The 19420-nt window shown below is 39.6% G+C and carries 20 protein-coding genes, 1 tRNA gene and 1 pseudogene; 7 read left to right on the forward strand and 15 right to left on the reverse strand.

What is annotated here, in order from left to right:
• Positions 1–7 precede the first annotated feature (7 nt).
• The 4 genes from BC349_RS01340 (at position 8) to BC349_RS01355 (ending at position 2635) form a co-directional block, all read left to right on the forward strand.
• Positions 8–442 (forward strand): ABA4-like family protein, encoded by a 435-nt coding sequence (locus BC349_RS01340; protein WP_187254954.1) that lies wholly within the window; start codon positions 8–10, stop codon positions 440–442.
• A 3-nt stretch (positions 443–445) separates the two neighbouring features.
• Positions 446–1249, forward strand: a complete 804-nt coding sequence (locus BC349_RS01345) for a hypothetical protein (protein ID WP_187254955.1) — start codon at positions 446–448, stop codon at positions 1247–1249.
• A gap of 9 nt (positions 1250–1258) precedes the next feature.
• Positions 1259–2284, forward strand: coding sequence for a YCF48-related protein (locus BC349_RS01350; RefSeq protein WP_187254956.1), 1026 nt, complete (start codon positions 1259–1261; stop codon positions 2282–2284).
• 264 nt (positions 2285–2548) lie between these two features.
• Positions 2549–2635, forward strand: a tRNA-Leu gene (locus tag BC349_RS01355).
• Between the two features lie 736 nt (positions 2636–3371).
• Here BC349_RS01355 and BC349_RS20210 read toward each other — a convergent pair.
• The 8 genes and pseudogenes from BC349_RS20210 to traK form a co-directional block, all read right to left on the reverse strand.
• A pseudogene (locus BC349_RS20210) lies at positions 3372–4142 on the reverse strand (recombinase family protein); the annotation flags it as partial.
• Between the two features lie 170 nt (positions 4143–4312).
• A complete protein-coding gene (locus tag BC349_RS01365; RefSeq protein WP_187254957.1) occupies positions 4313–4612 on the reverse strand; it encodes a hypothetical protein in 300 nt (99 codons plus the stop codon).
• A 5-nt stretch (positions 4613–4617) separates the two neighbouring features.
• Complete coding sequence (locus BC349_RS01370) at positions 4618–5370, reverse strand: hypothetical protein (RefSeq protein WP_187254958.1); 753 nt, start codon at positions 5368–5370, stop codon at positions 4618–4620.
• Positions 5371–5410: 40 nt separating this feature from the next.
• Entirely contained in the window at positions 5411–6637 is a 1227-nt protein-coding gene (locus BC349_RS01375) for a hypothetical protein (protein ID WP_187254959.1), read from the reverse strand.
• Positions 6634–7398, reverse strand: coding sequence for a conjugative transposon protein TraN (traN, locus tag BC349_RS01380; protein WP_187254960.1), 765 nt, complete (start codon positions 7396–7398; stop codon positions 6634–6636). Before traN ends, BC349_RS01375 begins: the two co-directional genes overlap by 4 nt.
• An 18-nt stretch (positions 7399–7416) precedes the next feature.
• Positions 7417–8697, reverse strand: a complete 1281-nt coding sequence (traM, locus tag BC349_RS01385) for a conjugative transposon protein TraM (protein WP_187254961.1) — start codon at positions 8695–8697, stop codon at positions 7417–7419.
• A 5-nt stretch (positions 8698–8702) separates the two neighbouring features.
• A complete protein-coding gene (locus tag BC349_RS01390) occupies positions 8703–9200 on the reverse strand; it encodes a hypothetical protein (RefSeq protein WP_187254962.1) in 498 nt (165 codons plus the stop codon).
• Between the two features lies 1 nt (position 9201).
• Positions 9202–9819, reverse strand: coding sequence for a conjugative transposon protein TraK (gene traK, locus BC349_RS01395; protein WP_187254963.1), 618 nt, complete (start codon positions 9817–9819; stop codon positions 9202–9204).
• A gap of 155 nt (positions 9820–9974) precedes the next feature.
• Between traK and BC349_RS01400 the strand changes: the two genes are divergently transcribed.
• The 3 genes from BC349_RS01400 to BC349_RS01410 all read left to right on the forward strand — a co-directional run bounded on the left by BC349_RS01400 (position 9975) and on the right by BC349_RS01410 (position 13019).
• Positions 9975–11351, forward strand: a complete 1377-nt coding sequence (locus tag BC349_RS01400) for a hypothetical protein (RefSeq protein ID WP_187254964.1) — start codon at positions 9975–9977, stop codon at positions 11349–11351.
• A gap of 125 nt (positions 11352–11476) precedes the next feature.
• Complete coding sequence (locus tag BC349_RS01405) at positions 11477–12061, forward strand: DUF6088 family protein (RefSeq protein ID WP_187254965.1); 585 nt, start codon at positions 11477–11479, stop codon at positions 12059–12061.
• A gap of 1 nt (position 12062) precedes the next feature.
• A complete protein-coding gene (locus BC349_RS01410) occupies positions 12063–13019 on the forward strand; it encodes a nucleotidyl transferase AbiEii/AbiGii toxin family protein (protein ID WP_187254966.1) in 957 nt (318 codons plus the stop codon).
• On the opposite strand, the gene traJ is transcribed toward BC349_RS01410, so the two are convergent.
• Genes traJ through BC349_RS01445 form a run of 7 tightly spaced genes read right to left on the reverse strand, consistent with a single transcriptional unit; the run spans position 13020 to position 19373 of the window.
• Positions 13020–14210, reverse strand: coding sequence for a conjugative transposon protein TraJ (gene traJ / locus BC349_RS01415; protein WP_187254967.1), 1191 nt, complete (start codon positions 14208–14210; stop codon positions 13020–13022).
• Between the two features lie 25 nt (positions 14211–14235).
• A complete protein-coding gene (locus tag BC349_RS01420; RefSeq protein WP_187254968.1) occupies positions 14236–14862 on the reverse strand; it encodes a TerB family tellurite resistance protein in 627 nt (208 codons plus the stop codon).
• Positions 14859–15503, reverse strand: a complete 645-nt coding sequence (locus tag BC349_RS01425; RefSeq protein WP_187254969.1) for a hypothetical protein — start codon at positions 15501–15503, stop codon at positions 14859–14861. The genes BC349_RS01420 and BC349_RS01425 overlap by 4 nt, the downstream gene beginning before the upstream one ends.
• A gap of 34 nt (positions 15504–15537) precedes the next feature.
• On the reverse strand, positions 15538–16218 hold the full coding sequence (locus BC349_RS01430; RefSeq protein ID WP_187254970.1) for a conjugal transfer protein TraI: 681 nt from the start codon (positions 16216–16218) through the stop codon (positions 15538–15540).
• 6 nt (positions 16219–16224) lie between these two features.
• Positions 16225–16605 (reverse strand): hypothetical protein, encoded by a 381-nt coding sequence (locus BC349_RS01435; protein ID WP_187254971.1) that lies wholly within the window; start codon positions 16603–16605, stop codon positions 16225–16227.
• Between the two features lie 4 nt (positions 16606–16609).
• Complete coding sequence (locus BC349_RS01440; RefSeq protein ID WP_187254972.1) at positions 16610–19054, reverse strand: TraG family conjugative transposon ATPase; 2445 nt, start codon at positions 19052–19054, stop codon at positions 16610–16612.
• Positions 19038–19373, reverse strand: a complete 336-nt coding sequence (locus BC349_RS01445; protein ID WP_187254973.1) for a DUF4133 domain-containing protein — start codon at positions 19371–19373, stop codon at positions 19038–19040. Before BC349_RS01445 ends, BC349_RS01440 begins: the two co-directional genes overlap by 17 nt.
• Between the last annotated feature and the right edge of the window lie 47 nt (positions 19374–19420).

A 19420-nucleotide genomic window follows, 5' to 3' on the forward strand; every position in this document is an offset into this window, starting at 1 on the left:
GTAGTACATGTCACCCGATACCATTTTCCGGTTGAGCAGCACACTGGCCCTGATCGGCTGGGTCCTGTTACTGGTGTTTCACAAAACCACCTGGATCGGCAAAATATTAACGGGTACCATCATCACCATATTTGCCCTGCTGTATACCTGGCTGATTGCCTCTAACCTGGGCACATTCCAGGCAGACAGTTTTAATTCACTTGACAATATAGCGAGCCTTTTCAGGAGCCGTGAAGCCTTACTGGCCGGATGGATCCATTACCTGGCATTTGACCTGTTTACAGGCATCTATATGGTGACTGACGCCCGCCGCCATGGTATTGGGCTCTGGCCGCTGCTGCCATGCCTTTTCTTCACCTTTATGCTGGGCCCCTTTGGCCTGCTGCTTTATTTACTGCTACGCTGGTTCCAGACCCGTCAATATTTTACCGACACTGAATAAGCCATGATCAACCCTGTACACGCCGACCTGCCAGCCTGGAAAAAAATCCTCATCCAGTTGAAAAGCAGGAACCGGCTTTTGTATGCATTTTCTTTGATCAGCCTGGCCGGCGCACTTATTTCCGGGATACTGATCTTCGTTAGTCCCATGGAAATCGGTGATCTTCCTGTTTGGTTCAAGCCACTGCGGTTTTTTCTGTCCTCAGCCATCATGAGCGCCACCCTCGCATGGATAATGGTCTACCTGCAAAACCAGCAAACGGTGCGGATTTACAGCAGGGCGCTGGTAATTACCCTGGGAATAGAACTGGTGATTATTTCCCTGCAGGCTGCCCGCGGAAGGGCCTCGCATTTTAACCACAATACAGAAGGCGATGATATTCTCTATGGAATAATGGGCCTGAGCATAGTTATATTCACCCTCTGGACGGCCTGGATCTGCTGGAGTTTTTTTCGCCAGAAAAGCTATCCCCTCTGGATGAGCGAAGGTTATCTCTGGGGAATAAGGATGGGACTCTTGTTTTTTGTGGTTTTTGCACTGCAGGGCGGACACATGTCCTGGTTCGACCAGCATTCGGTTGGCGGGATGGATGGCAGCCCGGGACTGCCACTGACCAACTGGAGTGAATGGTACGGCGACCTTCGGGTGCCTCATTTCTTCGGTATGCATTCCCTCCAGTTACTTCCCCTCATCGGTTATTATTTCTTCCCGAAAAAATCAACCCTGCTGGTCATGGCCATTACCTGGCTGGTATTTGTGCTACTCTTATACTGGCAGGCACTGGAAGGATTCCCGCTTATTCCGTAGATTGCCGTTATGAGCAGGAAAAGTATTCAATTCTTCATTTATACATTACTGTTATTAAATTCCCTGGGCGCATATACACAGCAGGTTCGTGAGCTGGAAGGCAGACCCGGCATCAGTTTCCGTGGACTCAGCGTGGTGAACGAGCGGCTCCTTTGGGTCAGCGGCAATAAGGGAACGGTAGGTCGTTCCACCAATGGTGGCGCCAGTTTTACCTGGATGACAGTAAAAGGCCATGAGCAGCGTGATTTTCGCGACATAGAAGCATTCGATGCCGTTACAGCGGTGATCATGGCGGTGGATTCGCCGGGTATCATTTTACGCACATTCGATGGCGGCGCCAGCTGGCAGGAGGTTTACCGCGACAACCGTACCGGAATATTTTTAGACGCGATGAGTTTCCGGAATGATCAGGAGGGCGTAGTGATCGGTGATCCGATCGGGGGACAGTTTGTTTTGCTGCAGACCCATGATGGTGGCAGGAACTGGCAGTCGCCGGCAGGGGCCGAAAAGCATATCCCGGTTACCGGCGAAGCTTTTTTTGCCGCCAGCGGCACCAATATCCAGGCACTGAAAAAGAGTAAATACCTCTACGCCAGTGGCGGCACCCGTTCCAGGCTGTTTACACCCGGCGCTGTTATTGACCTGCCACTGGTACAGGGTGGCTCCACAACGGGCGCCAATTCCCTCGCAGTCAGGTATCCCCGCAGGCAAAACGGGGGCCGCTACTGGGTTGTCGCAGGAGGTGATTTCTCCCATGACACCGTTCGTACCGGCAATATTGCCATCACCCGGAATGCCGGCCGGGACTGGATTTCCGCAACCATCCCGCCCTTTGGGTACCGGTCTTCTGTAGTTTTTATCCGGGGCCGCAAACTGATCAGTTGTGGTACTTCCGGGGTAGACATTTCAAGGGATGGCGGTCTTAAGTGGACCAATATCAGTTCAACCGGCTACCATGTATGCCAGCGCGCCAAAAATGGCCATGCTATTTATCTTGCCGGCGGCAATGGCCGGATCGGAAAGCTGGAATGGTAAGGAAGGCCTGAATGAAAGGTTACGCAACCGACCAAAGCAGCTAAATTTGCCGCTGATGACCAATACAACCGGAAAATGGAAACAGTTGTGGCAATGGATCAGGAAGATACTGTTGCCGAAAAAGAGTTGTTGCCGTTAAACGGCCATGGCAAAAAATACTTGCTGTGAATTTTGGCGGTCAACGCATCGCTCCGTAATATTGCAGCCCGCAACCCGCTCGTTGAGGAGTGGCATTTACCCCGGTATATGAATAGTTGCAAGTCAGCCCAGATGGCGGAATTGGTAGACGCGCTAGACTCAAAATCTGGTTCTCGCAAGGGAGTGCAGGTTCGATTCCTGTTCTGGGCACCAAAGTGGACAAATCGAAAATTGACTCGGTTTGTCCATTTTCATTTTGGCTGAAACTCTTGTCCAGACTGTATATTAGCCGAACTGCTTCATTCATTCTTGCGGTTCGATATTGAAATCCGTCAAAAATGAGTTTTTCGGGGAATATCGAACCAATGATTTCTCTTTTAGCTTTATTATCGGCTTTTTCATACAGCTTATCCAATGATGTTAAAGTGGTTAAAGCCTTATTCAGTAAGGGTTCTATGCTTTTTCCTTCTTGAGATAGCTCTATCAATTTAGATTCAAGCCCCGTGATTTTCTTTTCGTAGTCAGCTTTTATTGTGCGATACTCCGATGGCTCTATTTCGTTACTTAAAAGAAGTTTACGGGCATTTGCAAGCTCTGTATTGGCTTTTTCCAATGCTTCCTTTACTTGCTTTAAATCTTCCCTTTGTGACTTTGTTTGGGCTTTAAATTCTTCCTGTAATACCACTTTGTAAACTTCAGTCATACCGGCTTTAGGGACTAATTTTTTAAGTTCACTTGAAAATAGCTGATTAGCATTTTCTGCTTTGAATCTGGCACCACAGGATGATATGCAATGATAATAATAGTACCGCCCATTCCTTCCTTTTGATGCGCTGCCAGTAAGTAACTTGCCGCATTTAGGACAGATGAGATAGCCTCTTAATTGCAGTTCATCCATGCCGCCCACTTTTGCCCGGTAGGTTTTTTTCTTGCCATTCAAATAATCCTGTATATCGTAAAAAAGTGCCTCGGAAATAATGGGCTGATGCAACCCTTGTACATGCCTTGACTCTTCTTCCTTGTAACCAGATAAATATATGCGGCCACAATAAACAGGGTTTCTCAACAAATTCCAGAAATTAGAACGACAGGTTTTTATCCCTTTTCCAAATGCTTGTTTCATTATTTGCTCAATATTCAACTGACCTTCGGCAAGAGTTTCAAAAACCCATTTCATAATACTTGCTTCTGGTTCTACAGGAGCTATGTATTTTTTTCCATCTTCTGTTATTTTATTTGCATAGCCCACTGGTGCAACTCCCATCCATCTGCCTTCTTTCTTTGCTTTTCTCATTCCAAGTAAAACATTCAATGCCCTGCGGTCATTTTCAACTTCAGGTGCAGCCAGGTAAAATGCAAGCATCAACTTGTTTTCCGGAACTGCTAAATCTAATGGTTGCTCTATCGCTTGTGGTTCTACTCCCAGTTTGCGAAGGATATTTATCATTTGATAAGCATCGCCTGCATTGCGGCTAAACCTATCCCATTTAGAAAATAAAACAAAATCAACCGCATTTTTCTTCTTCTTTAAATCAAACAACAAACCATTCCACTTAGGACGGTTGAATGTCTTTGCAGAATGGTCTTCAAAAATTACCTGCCGAACTTTTATCTGATTGTTTTCGCAATACTTTCTTAACCGTTCCTCCTGGTCCCGCTGTGAGTAGCCTTTATCAGCCTGCTCATCTGTACTCACCCGGATGTATAAATCTGCTGTCATGTGCCTCTGTTTTGCGTTAATGATAACTTAGCAAATTTAAACATAAAGTCCAGTATCAGTACCGCTTGCTCCAACGAGATATGCACATTATGCCTCTTTAAAATTTCAATTACCTGTTCCGGATTCACACTTGCCATATCACACCTCCTCTTATTGAAATTGGTTTATTATTATGTTTTCATTTCTATATTTTTCAAGTGAATTACACTTGCCTCAAACTGATTGGAACAAGGTTGATAAATAATATAACCATATTCCTGTAGCTGATTTATACATTTGTTGTAGGTCTGCCTTGCACTTATTTTGGCAGCTTTCATAATTAAAGCCCTCTCGATTTTCACTGGATTGCTTCCACCATTTACATTCCATTGCTGCAGCAACGCCATGTAAATGCTGATATGCGAAGCACCGATACGGGTATCGGCGGCTATAGCAGCATAAAAGCCTGTTAGTGGCGGGAAGATGTCCATACTGTTTAATCCTGATTAACCCTGTTCCGTTTTCCTCTGCCTGCAATTCGCTTTTTCTTCAGTAGTCCGCTACTTGAAGTACCATTAGATTCTTCCGGAATTGATTCACCACTATCAGCTTGCTTTCTTTTAAGCTGCAATTGTTTTTCCATGTATTTATTTTGCAGAAAGCGATAGGCTTCATCCGTTGTAATACCACCACCCTCTTCAGAAATATAAAACCGTTGGTTAACATCTGCTTTGTTTTTAACAAGTGTGATTGAGCCAACTATTTCCTGATGCAACGTACCTGCCCAGAACTTTTGTTTCAATATAGATGCAATAACTTTTCCCGTTTCTGATTGTTCAATTGCGGAAAGGCTATCCATGATGTTAGAAATTTGCAATTCTGTTTCCCAGGTTGATTTATCATCAGGGTTCCATTGCTTCTTCTCATCAATGCTGAATGCTTTTTTCCAGTCAATAGCTGCCATTTGTTTTTCTAAGTCTGCAGGGTTTACACCATCAACAGGCAAGGCTAAACTGCCATTTGCTTTTTGCAGCGTTACATCATAGTATTGCAGCCGGTAGTTGTCAGTTTTTTGTAACTGCTCAAAATACAAACTGAAAAGCATTACATCTTTTTCTTTAATGACTCTTTGAGGCAGATAAAAATTAGCAGGTTTAAAACAGATTCGTTTTAACAGCAAGCTACCGGCATCGTGAAAGCCAAGTAACTCTAACAGCTTACTCAACTCTGCTATATTCTGGATATTCATTGCTCTACATTTGATAATTACAAAATGGTTTAGGGATGTACTATGACACCCCTAAACCTTTCCCTTTACTTTCCCTTTTTTTAGGCAGCAGGCTCTGTCCGTTCTTTTTCTCCAGTTTTTCCTTTTCAGCTTTAGGCTCCTGTTTCAACTCTTTTTTTTTATCATTTTCCTGGCCTGCCTTTACTTCTTTGCTGCCTTTGTCAATGCCGGATTTGTACTGCTCCAGCGATTCTTTGGCTACCATCTTCATGTTTGAATCGTACATGGTTACCTTTTTGTATTGAGGGTCAGCTTCCATAAACATCTTATGACTGCTGCCATCTTTTTCAATAGTTACCGATTGTACATTTCCTTTTTCCAATGATTGCATCAGTGCCTTTGCTTTATCCGGGTCGTTCAGTTCTGCTACTGCAAATTTTTCTACTGCTGCTTTCAAATCATAACCATACTTTTCATGAAATTGCTTCACTTCAAAATTGTTGTTCTTGTCCTTGTTTTCAAAGTCAAGCTGTATCCAGGCTTTGTAAGGCTGGCCTTCTTTGGTAGTAAGGTCTTTGTGAACGGCCCGGCCATCCAGCAGGTTATAAGCTTCCTTTGCAGTTACACCTTTACCTTTATTCAGATAGAAGGTTTGTTCATTCTTCTCACCATTGCTTTTTTCCAATGAAGCATTGTAATTGTTGAAAAAATACATGTCCGTAGAATCTGACTTGCGGAAATTAAGGGTAGCCTCAAATGGCTTCTTATTAATTTCGGCAGCGAAACGCAGTTGAAACTCTGCTTTCCCTTCACCAAGATTTCTTTCCAGTTCCCGGTACATGTTTTCACCAAAGCCCATGTATTTGATATTGTCCTTCAAATACTGAAGATTTTCGTTGTTCATAACATCTGTTTTTAATTGTTTATTAAATAATAATTGCTGTGATTCTAAGTGGTCAATCAATGCATCTGTAAAATCGTTGCCGTCCTTGTTATACAGACCATTTTCATCAGGGTCAATATTTAGCTGGCGTTGAAGTTGGTCGCCGTATGGAATTTGATTCAAAATATCTTTTACTGAATTGAAATGAAGTACAGCGAACCTGTCACGGTCACTTATATTGTTTACTGCAAATTCAACAGCTTCGTCCCTTGTTTTGAAAAAATGTACATCTCTCTCATCTATAAAATAAAGGCTATTGTTATAGGCCATGTACTTTTCACCTTTTGATAATGCAATGTTCACCAGGTCGAGTACTTTATCTGCTATGGGATGTTCTGTTATCATTTAAAATCGGGCAATACCTTTGACTTCATTATAGCCTTATTATTTACTCTTAACAGAAAATGTCTGCCGCCGTTCTTCTCGGTTATCTGAACGGCCAAATATTTTTTGTCAGGTATAGTAAATTTTTCCAACACCACAACAAAAACTGTATAGTTGTTCCCTTTAACCTTACTGTGATTACCTGTGATGTAAACAGGCTTCTGTTCCACCTCTTGCACTGCAGTTCTTTTACTTCGTTTTTTGTCTTTAATAAAAAATCGAAGCAGGTCCACATCGTAATCAACCGTGCCATCATTTTTGATGTATAGCTGATAGTAAATGATATTGTCTTTAATGTAAATTCCCCTAATGCCTGCCTGCATATTGTACTTCTTATCCTTTATTTTTTTTACTATGCGTTCATTATCCAGTATCATATTGGCATAAGAACTTATGGTAGCCGTTCTGTTTACGGGTAAGTAATGCACCCATACGGCAGGCTTAATATCATAATTAACTGTAAAAGCATATACGCTGCCATCATCCGTTACCACACTAAGATTTGTTTCTGTAAAATCTTTTAGTGCTGCTTTTACCAATAATATTTCAGGTGCTTCTTTTACCTGCTGCGCCAGTACAGAACTTGTGCCCCTGTCAACATGCTTAATGGCGAATGGAAATACAAGGCTTGTTGTTTTGTCAGTTGTAATATTCAACTTTGTTTGTGCAAGACTAAACATTACTATAAGGCACCCACAAATCATACTCACTATTCTTTTCATTGCTTTACTATTTTATGTTTAGTAATCGGTTTCAGTATTTTTATCTTTCAGCAGAACTTTATATCCTTCTTTAATCATCACTTTAACCTGTTTCACTTTACGGGTTAGTAATTGCTTTGCTGTATTAATGCCTGCCGCTGCGGCCTGAGCTTTTAACGATGGGTCAAGTGTGGTAAGCTCCATTAACTGCAAACTGTTATCGGCAGAATTTTTCGCTACATCCCGGCTTATCGAGCCAGGAATATAAATGCCAGGTAAACCATCCAAATCGTAGAGTTCCATTTTTACAGGGAATAGTTGTTTTTTATAACGGATGGAGTTTATTTCTCCTTCCAGCCGCTCATTGTTTAATGATGCAATTCCGTTAACAGGAGTTCCTTTCGGGATGAGTACACCATTTATAAAAACATCTGTAGCAAGCCGTAACTGAATAACAGCACCGTTTACTAAAGACTGATTACTGTGTACCACAGCCTCAATAGCAAATCCTTCCGTAGCTTCTTCACTCTCTTTTGTTACTCCGTAGAATTGATTGCTGCTGTTTGGCTTTTTCTTCATCGTATCTATCAGCGATACGTTGGCCAGTTTGGGTGAAGTAGTTACAGCAAATACCACCTGCTTTTGCTGTAATGATTTTTCTTTGAGTTTATCCTTTACCCGTTGCGGATGCTGTATGTCTAATATCCTCTCTAAAGTTCCATTGAGTTGTTGCATCTCAGGGTCACCGGTATTAGTTTTATCCATAGTCAGCATCATATTTTCAAGCCTATCAACTTCATTTGAAAACTCATCACCCTGATTGGGCAATGAAACTTCATTATTACCTGTTGTTTCTGTTTCTGGCTGCTTGTTGATTTCCTTTTGCAGCAATGCTAATTTTTGCAATAGTTTTTGTTCAGGATTATTTTCTGCTATTTCATAAGGTGATGAATTTAGCCGTTGCTTGTATTTAGAAGCTGAGTTTTGAGTGAGCAGTTCCAATTCGTTTACCGGTATATAACCAGTATCTTCTTTTTGCTGATAATACGGGTCTGTCCGCATCCATTCTTCCAGTTTGGCTGAATCTTTATCAGCCTTGTCATAAAAACTCAATTTATCAGTTAGGTTTTCATCTTTCATTTTAGCATCAGGAAGGTTTAGATTCAATCCTTTCTGTTCGTTTGCAATAACAGGCTCATAACCATTCCCGCCACCTAATGCCCAAAATGCCATTGTGAGAAATGGTATCACCAGTAATGGTAACACCACCATCATTTTTCTTTTCCGTAGGAAGGTCTGCGACTTTTGTACACTGTTCATACACTTCATTTTTGTTTTTGTGATAAATAAATTTGTTCCAGCACCTGCACACTATCCATCAAACCCGGCCGGGCCTGCAGAATGCTGTCGTATTCAGTCGTTCTATTCAGTTTTAAACTATCCATGTGTTTTCTAAAGTCCTGTATTTGTAAATAAGTTTGTTCATCTATAGTTGCCTCCGGCATTACGGTTTCATCTCCAGTTTTATTAAAGTGCTTTGGAATATCCATTTGCTGTATCTCAAAAGCTTTCTGATTTCTTTCAGGACTAAAAACACTGTTGGCGATTAGATAAATACTATAGCCACCTGCGGAAACGCAGAAAAAAATCAGTATTAGTTTTAATCGTTTATAATCTGTTTTCATAAATAGTTTATTCATTCTTTCAGCAAATAATCGCTGTGCTTTAATACCAACGCCAGCAATTTTCCCGGCAACCTTATCTGATATTGTAGTTTTCTCTTCTGACAGCAATTCCTTTTTCTTTTTTTTGAATAACCACATACTACCGGTTTTGAATGTTGATGTCAGTATTTTCCAGTGTCTTCCATTTTTCAATTAAAAAGCCATGCGAATTATTATCACTTCTGGAAACGTTTCTTAAATATCCTTCCGTAATAAGGTTTCTGATAGCGATAGTAGTTGGCCTGATTATTTTTTGAGTTCCCTTATACCGGAAGTAGAAAGGATAAACATCGGTATTGATGATAATGCTATCCATAGAAATTTCCTGGCTGATATTACCACTGATAAGATTGGAATAGTAACCATTCTCTTTCAGGTTGTCGTACTGCTGTTTTGCTGAGTTATCTGCCAAATACAAAGCCTTTGTAATGTTGGCTTGTATCACTTTATCATCCGGGTCAAGAGAAAAGAAAAAATGGTGAAACATTTTTACATGGTCTGTAGCTTCCACGGGGATATTATCTTTTCGGTCGGCAGCGTAGGCTTCCAATGCTTTACCGTTTGCCAAAATAAATACCTTGTTTTGCGATTGGGATGAAAGCTGGTAGCTTTTGTAAGCGATAGAAAGGGATATGATAACACAGGAAGCTAAAAACGCTACACTGAATAGCCGGATGTACCTAAAAGCGGTGTCTATATTTTTTGTTTTTTGAAACATTGCTCACATTTTTCTAAACTCACAATTGTATATTCTGCAATTATTTTACCAAGAAGGGAAATTGTAGGGTAAGTGAGGTAGGGCTAACTGGTGAGTAAACACTTATCTAAATGAATATTCTTAACTTCATAAATTAAACCACCACCAAGATTTTAATGAAAATTGAACCAATCACCATACGACAGATTACGAAGAATCAGTTCGACATTTTTATGCTGTTTACACGACACCCTGCTGTGCAAACTTTTGCAAAAGAGTTGGAATACTATTCAAATGGCGATAACTCTATTTTAGGTGTAGTTCTTTTGGATTTATATGACCAGGATTTTAGTTATGTGATTTTGGTGAGAGATGAAAACAGGCAATTCAGAGAGTTTGACACCAAAGTAAGTTTTCCCACCAAAGCTGAAGCTGTAGAAATGTTGAGCAATTCCATAAAGTGGCATACAGCACAGAATCTTAAATCTGTTGTGCATAACCTACCCGAAAGAGGACTTGATTTGTTTAACATTGTAGTGAATCAAGAAAAAATTCATCCCTATTTTACAAGACTTAATGAGGATACTCAATTTATCCCTTCAAAGAAAGCTATCATAGAAATTGCCAATCACCTTTCTGATATTGACGGAAATTTTATCGAACAATTTCAGTCGCTAAATGGATTTGATGCCAGGCTTTGGGAAATTTATTTGTTTGCCTCGCTAACTGAGCAAGAGTTTTTAATCAATAGAACTCATAAAAGGCCTGATTTTATTATTCAAAAATATGATGCTGAAATTGGAGTTGAAGCTGTTACATTGGGAAGGGATAAAAACAATCCGCCAACATATTTGCCTAATGAAGAAAAATTAACTAGGCCAGCAGATATTTTGACAAAAATTAAAAATGAAATACCTCTTAGATATGGAAGTACCCTTTTTTCAAAATTGAGTAAAAAGTATTGGGAATTACCACATTTAAAGGACAAACCTTTCTTATTGGCTGTGGCTGACTTTCATGATGATTTTTCAATGACTTGGTCATACATTTCTTTGGTCGAATATTTATATGGACAGCGAGAAGAGTTAATTGTTTCGGAAGATGGCTCCGCTTTTGCCAAGACTGAAAAGATACCGCACTATACTAAACCTACAGGTGCAAAAATAAATTCAGGATTCTTTTTTGAGCCAGATTGTGAAAACATAAGCGGCGTACTATTTAGCACTACAGGAACAATTGCTAAGTTTACAAGGATGGGAATCCAGGCAGGCTTTTCATCCATCAAACAAAAAGTATTAAGAGTTGGCGACCGGTATGACCACAATTCTGATTCATTTACTCCAATATCATTTTCATATATGGTTGATGAAAATTGTACTGAAACTTGGAGTGAGGGGTTAAATTTATTTCATAATCCCAATGCTAAATATCCCATTGATATGAATTTATTTCCAAACATTGCTCATCATAAACTTAAGGGAGAACAGCTGATTAGCTGGGCTCCTGATTTTCATCCATTCTCTTCGATTAATATTAATACGATTGTAAAATAAGTATTCAGTATATAAATTATTGTTATTGATTATCAATATATTAAGTTGTTTCTTGCATGAATTTTAAATTAAAATACAGTTATTTTTAGAAATTATTGTACTTTTGTTCAGTAAATCGGAAGTATATGAGCAGGCTACAACAATTAAGAAGGCAATTAACGCCGGGTGAGGTTTACCGCCGTACTGAACTGACCAATTGGTCTAAGTCGGTTGACCGGCACCTGGATGAATTGGTGCAGGAAGGGACTTTACAAAAACTGTCTCAGGGGCTGTACTATTACCCAAAAGAAAGTGCTTTTGGCAAAACCCCACCTGATGAAAACATGCTGGTTGAAAGTTTTTTAAAAGACCATCGCTTTTTACTTACTACACCAAATGTATATAACAGCCTGGGTGTGGGTACCACTCAATTGTATAATGTAAGAACAGTGTATAATCATAAACGGCACGGAGAGTTTAAGCTGGGTAATAAAACATTTCAGTTTAAGATAAAACCTCACTTTCCTAAAAAAGTAACACCCGAATTTTTATTGGTTGATTTAGTAAATAATCTTGAATCACTTGCGGAAGACAGCAGCGAAGTGTTGAAGAAAGTGGCTGACAAAGTGGAAGCGATGGATAAGAAAAAGCTGAAACATTCAGTAGTGGAATATGGCAGCGTAAAGGCAAAGAAATTATTTGCTCCCTTACTACAACCTCATACACTTTAATATGGCTGGCGGTTACCTGCATAATCACAAAGACTTTTCAGACCTGCTGAATATACTGGCAGATAAAAACAACATCCTCCCCGGACTTATTGAGAAAGATTACTGGATTATGCATGTGCTGTATGGACTAAGGAAACAAGGATTGGATTTTGAATTGAAAGGCGGAACATCTTTATCAAAAGGATATAAAATTATAGACCGGTTTTCAGAGGATATTGATATCCATATAAAACCGCCAGCGGATTTAGGAGTGGAAGAAAATCCTGCCAAAACAAAACCTGGCCATATTGAATCGAGAAAGAAATATTATGACTGGCTTGCGGAAAATATAAAGATTGATGGTATTGTTTCTGTAAAAAGAGATACTGCGTTTGATGATGAAGCATATTATCGTAGTGGCGGCATCAGGCTTTTGTATGAAAGCAAAACCGAAAGTATTGAAGGTGTGAAAGAAGGAATATTGCTGGAAGCAGGTTTTGATACTGTAACCCCTAACAGCAAACTTACAATAAGCTCCTGGGCTTATGATGAAGCTGCTGGTAATAGCAGCATAAAAATTAATGATAACCGTGCGGTAAACATTACCTGCTATCACCCCGGTTATACTTTTGTAGAAAAGTTGCAAACCATTGCTACTAAATTCCGGCAGGAACAGGAAGACGAAAAAGAACGGCCTAATTACATGCGGCAGTACTATGATGTAGCCTGCCTGTTAAAAAATGAACTGGTGCAACAGTTTATAGACACTGATGAATATAAAGCCCATAAAAAGAAAAGATTCCCTGCAAAAGATTTCGCTATACCAGTTGTAGAAAACCAGGCATTTCTTTTATCAGATGCTGCACTACGAGATGCATTTAAGAAGCGATATGAAAAAACAAACAAGCTTTACTACAAAGGTCAGATACCATTTGATGAAGTAATGAATATCATTCAAACAAATATTGGAAAATTGTAGTTAAGTTTTCCCACTCAACTTATCCTTCATGTAATTCCCGCCACCGCTATTACCTTCTTTAAAATATCCTTGTGATGCGCCAGCATCAGCAAAGCTGTTGCTCATTTTATTGGCAGCACCGCCAAGGGCATCTCTTGCCATAGAAGTGCCACCGGCTACAACAGTACGGCTGGATGTACTCATCATATTGGTGACTTTATAAAGTAATGTATTGCCGCCACCGGCATGTATAATATAATTTGCAACTGAAGGAACAGTGAAATAGCCAATGATACCAATAATCATAAATATGAGATACGCTGTATCAGTTGTGCTAAAGAAAGTATCACCATTGGTAGCAATCTGCTGCAAATCTTCCTTCAGCATATTTTCCTGAATTTTTCCCATGATGCCACCAAATATATTGGCGACAGGCAACCACAGAAAGATATTTAGGTAACGGGCTATCCAAACTGTAAGTGTATGCTGAAAGCCATCGAACACTGCAATGCCAAACACCAATGGGCCGAGTATTGCCAGCACAATTAAATAAAACGTTCGGATGGTATTTATACAAAGCGCAGCGGCTTCAAACAGAACTTTCAGTACTTCACTCATCCACTGCTTAATAGAATTGCGAAAGTTGTAGGAGAACTTGGAGAAAGCAAACTTAATATCATTGCCAATACTTTTTACCCATCCCTCTCTTTTATCGCCATAATGATATTTATACCATTTCTCCCTGTCGCCGCTTCCACTGGCACCTACATACATTTGCCAATAAGCTGTTTTCTTAATGGCTTCTTCTTTCATCTCCAGCAGTTTTGCCACTGCCTTATCTGAGTCTGTTACCATTGCTGCAGTGGCGGTAACTGTGGGTTTCATTACACCGTTAATCATGGCAATAACAGAAGGAAATATTAGCACCGCAAAGCCCAACACAAACGGACGGAACAGCGGATAAAAATCAACCGGCTCTGCTCTGGCAATATGCCCCCACACCCTTGAAGCAATATGCCAGGTGGCGGCAAAACCTGCAATGCCACGGCCTACACCAATGAGCCTGCTGCATAGCGGCATCATATCATCATACAATTTTTCCAGCACTTCATGCAAACTGCGGATACGGTTAGCCATGCCTTGTGCTTCGGCAAAATGAGGAATCAGCAATACTACGATTGCTATGCACACAACTCTTACACACATTTTCATACACACTTATTTTTAAAAGGAAACCCTATTTCGTTAGCCCATATAATCTGCGGCTCATTTCAATTTCTGCCTTTTCCGCTTTACGTTGCAGTGAAAGCAAATTGGTGTTATTGGTAAATTCTTTGAGGAAAGTATATTGCTCTTCCACCGACAAATAAATTTTATCAATTGCCTGCAACCGTTCGTCATCACTCATTCGCAACTTGCCGGAAGTAATAATCATAGACAATTCATCAAGAGCTTTTAAACTCTCCTTAAACAGGTTGCCGTACACTTTACCGAGATAATCAATTTCTTCAATGGTAAACTGCTTTTCTTCTTTAAACCGGTTATACGCCAGTTTATATTCTTTGGCTATCCGAAGTTGATAGCTGATGATGTCTGCAATACGTTTATATTTTTTAACTGCCGGGCTTACTTCCATTAAACCATCTAAGAACGTTTTATGGATATTGAAATTTCCTTCGGATATGTTTTTAACGGCAGTATATCCTTTATTAAGGAGTTTGTATCCATCATACATATTCTGTAAAATCTTTTTAAATTGTGCCAGCTTTTCAATATTCAGCAGCAGTTGTTGCACTTCTTCACTTTGAGCTTTTAGTTGAAAACTTATACTGCACATAATCAAAATCACAATTAGCTTTTTCATTTTATTCCATTTATAAGTTTAGAACGGTTTATTTCCATCTGTTCTCCCAATCGTTGTACCGCCAGCAAGCCTATATCTTCGCTAAAGGAGCAGGCAAAAGAATATTTATCCTGCACATCGGCATATAACCTGTCAATTCGTTTCAACCTTTCATCATCCTTCATTTCTAATTTGCCTGATGTAGTAACCAGTATTAATTCTTCTACCGTTTTCATACACTCATTCAGCAGGTTATCAAAAACCTGTTTGCAATGGTCTAACTCTCCTTCGGTAAACTGTTTTGTTTCCTTGATTTGCTGAATTGTGATTTTAGTTTGCTTGATGATGTTTACCTGGTAAGCAATTATGTCCGCCACTTTTGCATATTTGCGGATAGCAGGATTTACATTTTTGAGCCGGTTAAAGAAATCCCGGTGCAGGTTCAGGTCTCCGTTCCTTATGTTTCGAATAGTACTAACTCCACTGGTTACAATGCTGTAACCTTTTTTGGCATAACCGAGATAAACCTTTAAGGCAGCAATTTGCTGCAGCAAGTATTTCTTTTGGGTAGAGTTTTGATTGAGCCATTCATCTGCTGTTTGTGCATTAGATGATAAAAAAGCAACCAGCCCTATTGTTGCTAATAGCAATATTCTTTTCATATCTCACATTTTCGTTCTTCACAAAATTGTTTAACTAACGGCTGATACCGTATAGTCTTTTCACATATTCAATTTCACCCAACTCACTTGCCCTTTGAATACTCAGCATTTTATTCTGATTATTGAAATCTTTCAAATCACTATACTGTTGCTCCAGGTTATCTGAAACCGTATTGATAATTTCCAATCGCTTGGCATCACTCATTTGAGTGGCAAAAGCATTTACTACTAAAAATAACTGGTCAATGCTTTTCAGGCTTTCATCCATCATGCCTGTATAGATGTTGTACATGTAATCAAGTTCCTCAGCAGTAAAGTTTTTATCCTGTTTAAATAAAGTCCAGGCTCCCTTGTACTCATTCACCATTTGCACCTGCCTTTCTATAATATCTTTCACCCGGTTATAGTAAGCAAGAACAGCTTTTACTTTCCACAATTCCTGAAAATAATCATCGTATAGCTTTCGCTGCTTTTCTACCCAGTCCTTAATTTCGTTCAGCTTCAACTGGCTCATTTTATTTTCCAGTGTTTTTTGTGCATTCTGCAGCCAGATGGTTTTGTTTTGTAGCCGCTGCATTTGCAGGTCTAAGGCTTTAATTACTTTTTTAACTGCTGCTTTAATAATGTCCACAATAGGAATTTGAGCCTTAGTTTCCTGTATTGGCAAGAATATACAGCACATACTCAACCCTACAACTGCCAATATTTTTTTCATAACATGCTATTTTATTTTTTTAAATTGAGTAGTGCCATCAAACACTATTTTTTGTTTAATGTCGAATGAATAATGGTCTAAGGTTTCTGCCTCTTCCAGCAATTTCGTTTCGGAGTTGTAAATGCCAGAAGTTTCTTTCACTTTATACTCTGGAGCATTCGCTTCGCCTTCTACCTGCCTGATATAGTGCCAGCGGTTCTGAATTTTAAATTCCTTGGCTGTAGGATTTTGAATAGTGATAACCAAAGTGTCAAATTCTTTTCCAAATTCATTATGCCCGGTTCTTACATAGGTGCCGGGTATAAATTCCATAGTTTCGTCTTTGCTACTCGTACTGCAGCCCGAGATAATTAATGTTGCTGAAAGGATAATGAATACTGTTTTCATGTTATCAGTTTTTGGAGTGAATAATCTCGTCTGCTAAAGCCTTAATTCCTTTTTCAATATCTCCACCAAACTTTGCAGCATAAGCCTGTACTTTCACTTTTTCCTTTTCCTCTGTTGTATAAGCCAGGTATTCTTCCGGCGACACTTCTGTACGATAGACTTTGCTCAACACACCACCCAAAGAAATAAAGACCTCTTTATATTTTTTTGTTGGGTCATTGGCTTTGTTGATTGACAAAACCAATGCCTTTTCTTTTTCAGTCAATCCCAGCAATTCCTGTATCTGGTCAAACTTGTTTTGATACTTGCTTTGGTCTAATAATATCATACAATCACTGTTATTTATAATTGCCTGCTTTACCACCGGCGATGAAATAATATCTTCCACTTCCTGCGTTACCACAATGGCTTCACCAAAGAACTTTCTCACCGTTTTAAACAAATACTTGATGTATTCAGCCATTCCTTCTTTTGCTATTGCTTTCCATGCTTCTTCAATCAGTATCATTTTCCGTATACCTTTCAGCTTTCTCATTTTAGAAATAAACACTTCCATAATGATGATGGTTACAACCGGAAAAAGAATTGGATGGTCTTTGATGTTATCCAATTCAAATACTATAAACCGCTGCTGCAACAAGTCCAAGTTTTCCTTTGCGTTAAGCAGATAATCAAACTCCCCACCTTTGTAGTATGGCCGCAGCACATACAGAAAGTTTGACACATCAAAATCTTTATCCTTTACATTATCGCCTTTCAGCACTGCTACAAAATCATCTTTCAAAAATTCATAAAAGCTATCAAAGCAGGGAAAGATGCTTTTATCGTTCTCTACTTTCTCAAAATATAATTGCAGGGCATTTGAAAGGGCTACATATTCGCTGCGATTAAAGGTTTCATTGTCTTTTTTCCAAAGAGCTAATAACAATGTTTTAATGCTTTCCTTTTTTTCAGTGTCCAGTATATCGCCTTCACCAATATAAAACGGGTTGAACTTAATGGGCTTAGTTTCAGAATAAGTGAAATAATACCCATTCACCATATCACACAAACCTTTGTAGCTATGACCCACATCAACCAGCACAATATGTGTGCCTTTTTCGTAGTAGCTCCTTACCATGTGGTTGGTAAAAAAGGATTTTCCACTACCTGAAGGCCCCAAAATAAACTTGTTTCTATTGGTGGAGATGCCTTTATCCATAGGCTCATCCGAAATATCCACATGAAGAGGTTTTCCTGAAAGACGGTCGCCCAAACGGATGCCGATGGGACTAACAGAGGAACGGTAGTTGGTTTCCAGATTGAAAAAACAACAAGCCTGTGGACTGAATGTGTCAAATGTATCATTCATTGGGAAGTCGGCTGCATTACCCGGAATGCCTGCCCAGAATATTTGCGCTGAACCTTCGGTTTCTAATTTTGGAGTGGCATCCATTTGAGTAAGTGCCGAGGAACACAGATTTCTGATGTGCTTCAATTCTTCTTTGCTATCTGTCCATGCCAGCAAATTAAAATGTGCCCTCACAGGCAGCCGCTGTTCACTGATGGCTTCATTTAAAAAATTATCTGTTGCTTCTTTTGAAATTGCATTCTCCCGGCTGTAAGCAGAAAGTGATTGCAACCGCAATCTTTTACTTTCCAACTTCTGTATCGTCTTTTGCACATCTTCAATAAATACATACTGGTTGTAGATATGATTGCAGCTAAGCAACTGCCCGATTGGTGAAGCAAAGCCTACACTAAATTTTGTTTTATCTGTAGAGTACTTATCATAGTTAATCCGGGAACCGCATAATGCCGGTACAAATTCTGCATCCGCCATTGTATAAAGCAGGCAATGGTTTTCACCAATCTTCCAGTCGGGTTTAAATTCAATATCCTTTAGTAAAACTGAATCGTTACCGAGGTTCAGATAACGAAGAATAAAATCAGCCAGGTGTTCATTCTCAATTTGCTTCATGCTGACAAAGCCACTATCGGAAAGAATTTTTTGAAACTGCCCTACATGATTCATAAAATCATGAAAGTGTTTTGGCTTTAGTGTTTCTTCTGGTACAATTGTTCTGCGGAGCAAACTGCTGAAAATAGATGATGCTGCTTTTCTATTGGCAGGTTTTTTTGTAAGCATGATATAACAGCGATGGTCTAAGTATGGCCGTTCGTTGAAGAAGCGGTCGCTGCTACGGGTAAGAAAACTATTGTCTTCCTGAATAAAAGAAGGTTTATACTTTGCTTCGGTAAACCAATCCTGTTTGTGCAGCACACTATTAACAGGCAATACTTTTATAGCTTTTATCCAGGTATGATGGAATGCTTCGTATTCATCATTGCTCATAGTAAACAGTTCCGGCAGTTGCACCTCAAACACTACTGTAACATCCCCCATTTTAGAAAGGATGGCATTGTGTTCAATGGCATATACCGGTAAAATATCATTCAGGTTTTTCATTCAGCAACTGCTTTTTCAATTTCACTTTCGAATAACTTTTTATCACATCAGGCACCGAACGCCGGGCTATTTTTTTCATCATGCCATATTCGCCATAAGTGCGGCTCAGTTTATAAATACGCATAAATAAAGCGGTAGTCAACACCGAAATAAAAGGCAAACAAAAAAAGATACCCAGGCCGCTGATGTACAGTATTGCAAATAGTATCAGCAATACTACTAAGCCGCCGCCCAGGTACCAGATGTATTGGGCTTTCAGGCCCTTGAACTCAATACTGCGGTTGATGCCTTTGTTAATTTGATAGACGGAATTAGACATGATTATTTAAAAAACAAATGCAGCAAATAGTTTTCCAAGATGTGATT

It is taken from the genome of Flavihumibacter stibioxidans, assembly GCF_014332695.1.
In the GTDB taxonomy this organism is placed as follows: Bacteria; Bacteroidota; Bacteroidia; order Chitinophagales; family Chitinophagaceae; genus Flavihumibacter; species Flavihumibacter stibioxidans.

Bases quoted from the DNA above. Each gene is read 5' to 3' on its own strand.
- BC349_RS01345 (WP_187254955.1), top strand. From the start codon at position 446: ATGATCAACCCTGTACACGCCGACCTGCCAGCCTGGAAAAAAATCCTC.
- BC349_RS01340 (WP_187254954.1), top strand. From the start codon at position 8: ATGTCACCCGATACCATTTTCCGGTTGAGCAGCACACTGGCCCTGATC.
- BC349_RS01390 (WP_187254962.1), bottom strand. From the start codon at position 9,200: ATGTGGTTATTCAAAAAAAAGAAAAAGGAATTGCTGTCAGAAGAGAAA.
- BC349_RS01410 (WP_187254966.1), top strand. From the start codon at position 12,063: ATGGCTGGCGGTTACCTGCATAATCACAAAGACTTTTCAGACCTGCTG.
- BC349_RS01370 (WP_187254958.1), bottom strand. From the start codon at position 5,370: ATGAATATCCAGAATATAGCAGAGTTGAGTAAGCTGTTAGAGTTACTT.
- BC349_RS01445 (WP_187254973.1), bottom strand. From the start codon at position 19,373: ATGTCTAATTCCGTCTATCAAATTAACAAAGGCATCAACCGCAGTATT.
- BC349_RS01375 (WP_187254959.1), bottom strand. From the start codon at position 6,637: ATGATAACAGAACATCCCATAGCAGATAAAGTACTCGACCTGGTGAAC.
- BC349_RS01350 (WP_187254956.1), top strand. From the start codon at position 1,259: ATGAGCAGGAAAAGTATTCAATTCTTCATTTATACATTACTGTTATTA.
- BC349_RS01405 (WP_187254965.1), top strand. From the start codon at position 11,477: ATGAGCAGGCTACAACAATTAAGAAGGCAATTAACGCCGGGTGAGGTT.
- traM (WP_187254961.1), bottom strand. From the start codon at position 8,697: ATGAACAGTGTACAAAAGTCGCAGACCTTCCTACGGAAAAGAAAAATG.
- traK (WP_187254963.1), bottom strand. From the start codon at position 9,819: ATGTTTCAAAAAACAAAAAATATAGACACCGCTTTTAGGTACATCCGG.
- BC349_RS01440 (WP_187254972.1), bottom strand. From the start codon at position 19,054: ATGAAAAACCTGAATGATATTTTACCGGTATATGCCATTGAACACAAT.
- traJ (WP_187254967.1), bottom strand. From the start codon at position 14,210: ATGAAAATGTGTGTAAGAGTTGTGTGCATAGCAATCGTAGTATTGCTG.
- BC349_RS01430 (WP_187254970.1), bottom strand. From the start codon at position 16,218: ATGAAAAAAATATTGGCAGTTGTAGGGTTGAGTATGTGCTGTATATTC.
- traN (WP_187254960.1), bottom strand. From the start codon at position 7,398: ATGAAAAGAATAGTGAGTATGATTTGTGGGTGCCTTATAGTAATGTTT.
- BC349_RS01435 (WP_187254971.1), bottom strand. From the start codon at position 16,605: ATGAAAACAGTATTCATTATCCTTTCAGCAACATTAATTATCTCGGGC.
- BC349_RS01425 (WP_187254969.1), bottom strand. From the start codon at position 15,503: ATGAAAAGAATATTGCTATTAGCAACAATAGGGCTGGTTGCTTTTTTA.
- BC349_RS01420 (WP_187254968.1), bottom strand. From the start codon at position 14,862: ATGAAAAAGCTAATTGTGATTTTGATTATGTGCAGTATAAGTTTTCAA.
- BC349_RS01400 (WP_187254964.1), top strand. From the start codon at position 9,975: ATGAAAATTGAACCAATCACCATACGACAGATTACGAAGAATCAGTTC.
- BC349_RS01365 (WP_187254957.1), bottom strand. From the start codon at position 4,612: ATGGACATCTTCCCGCCACTAACAGGCTTTTATGCTGCTATAGCCGCC.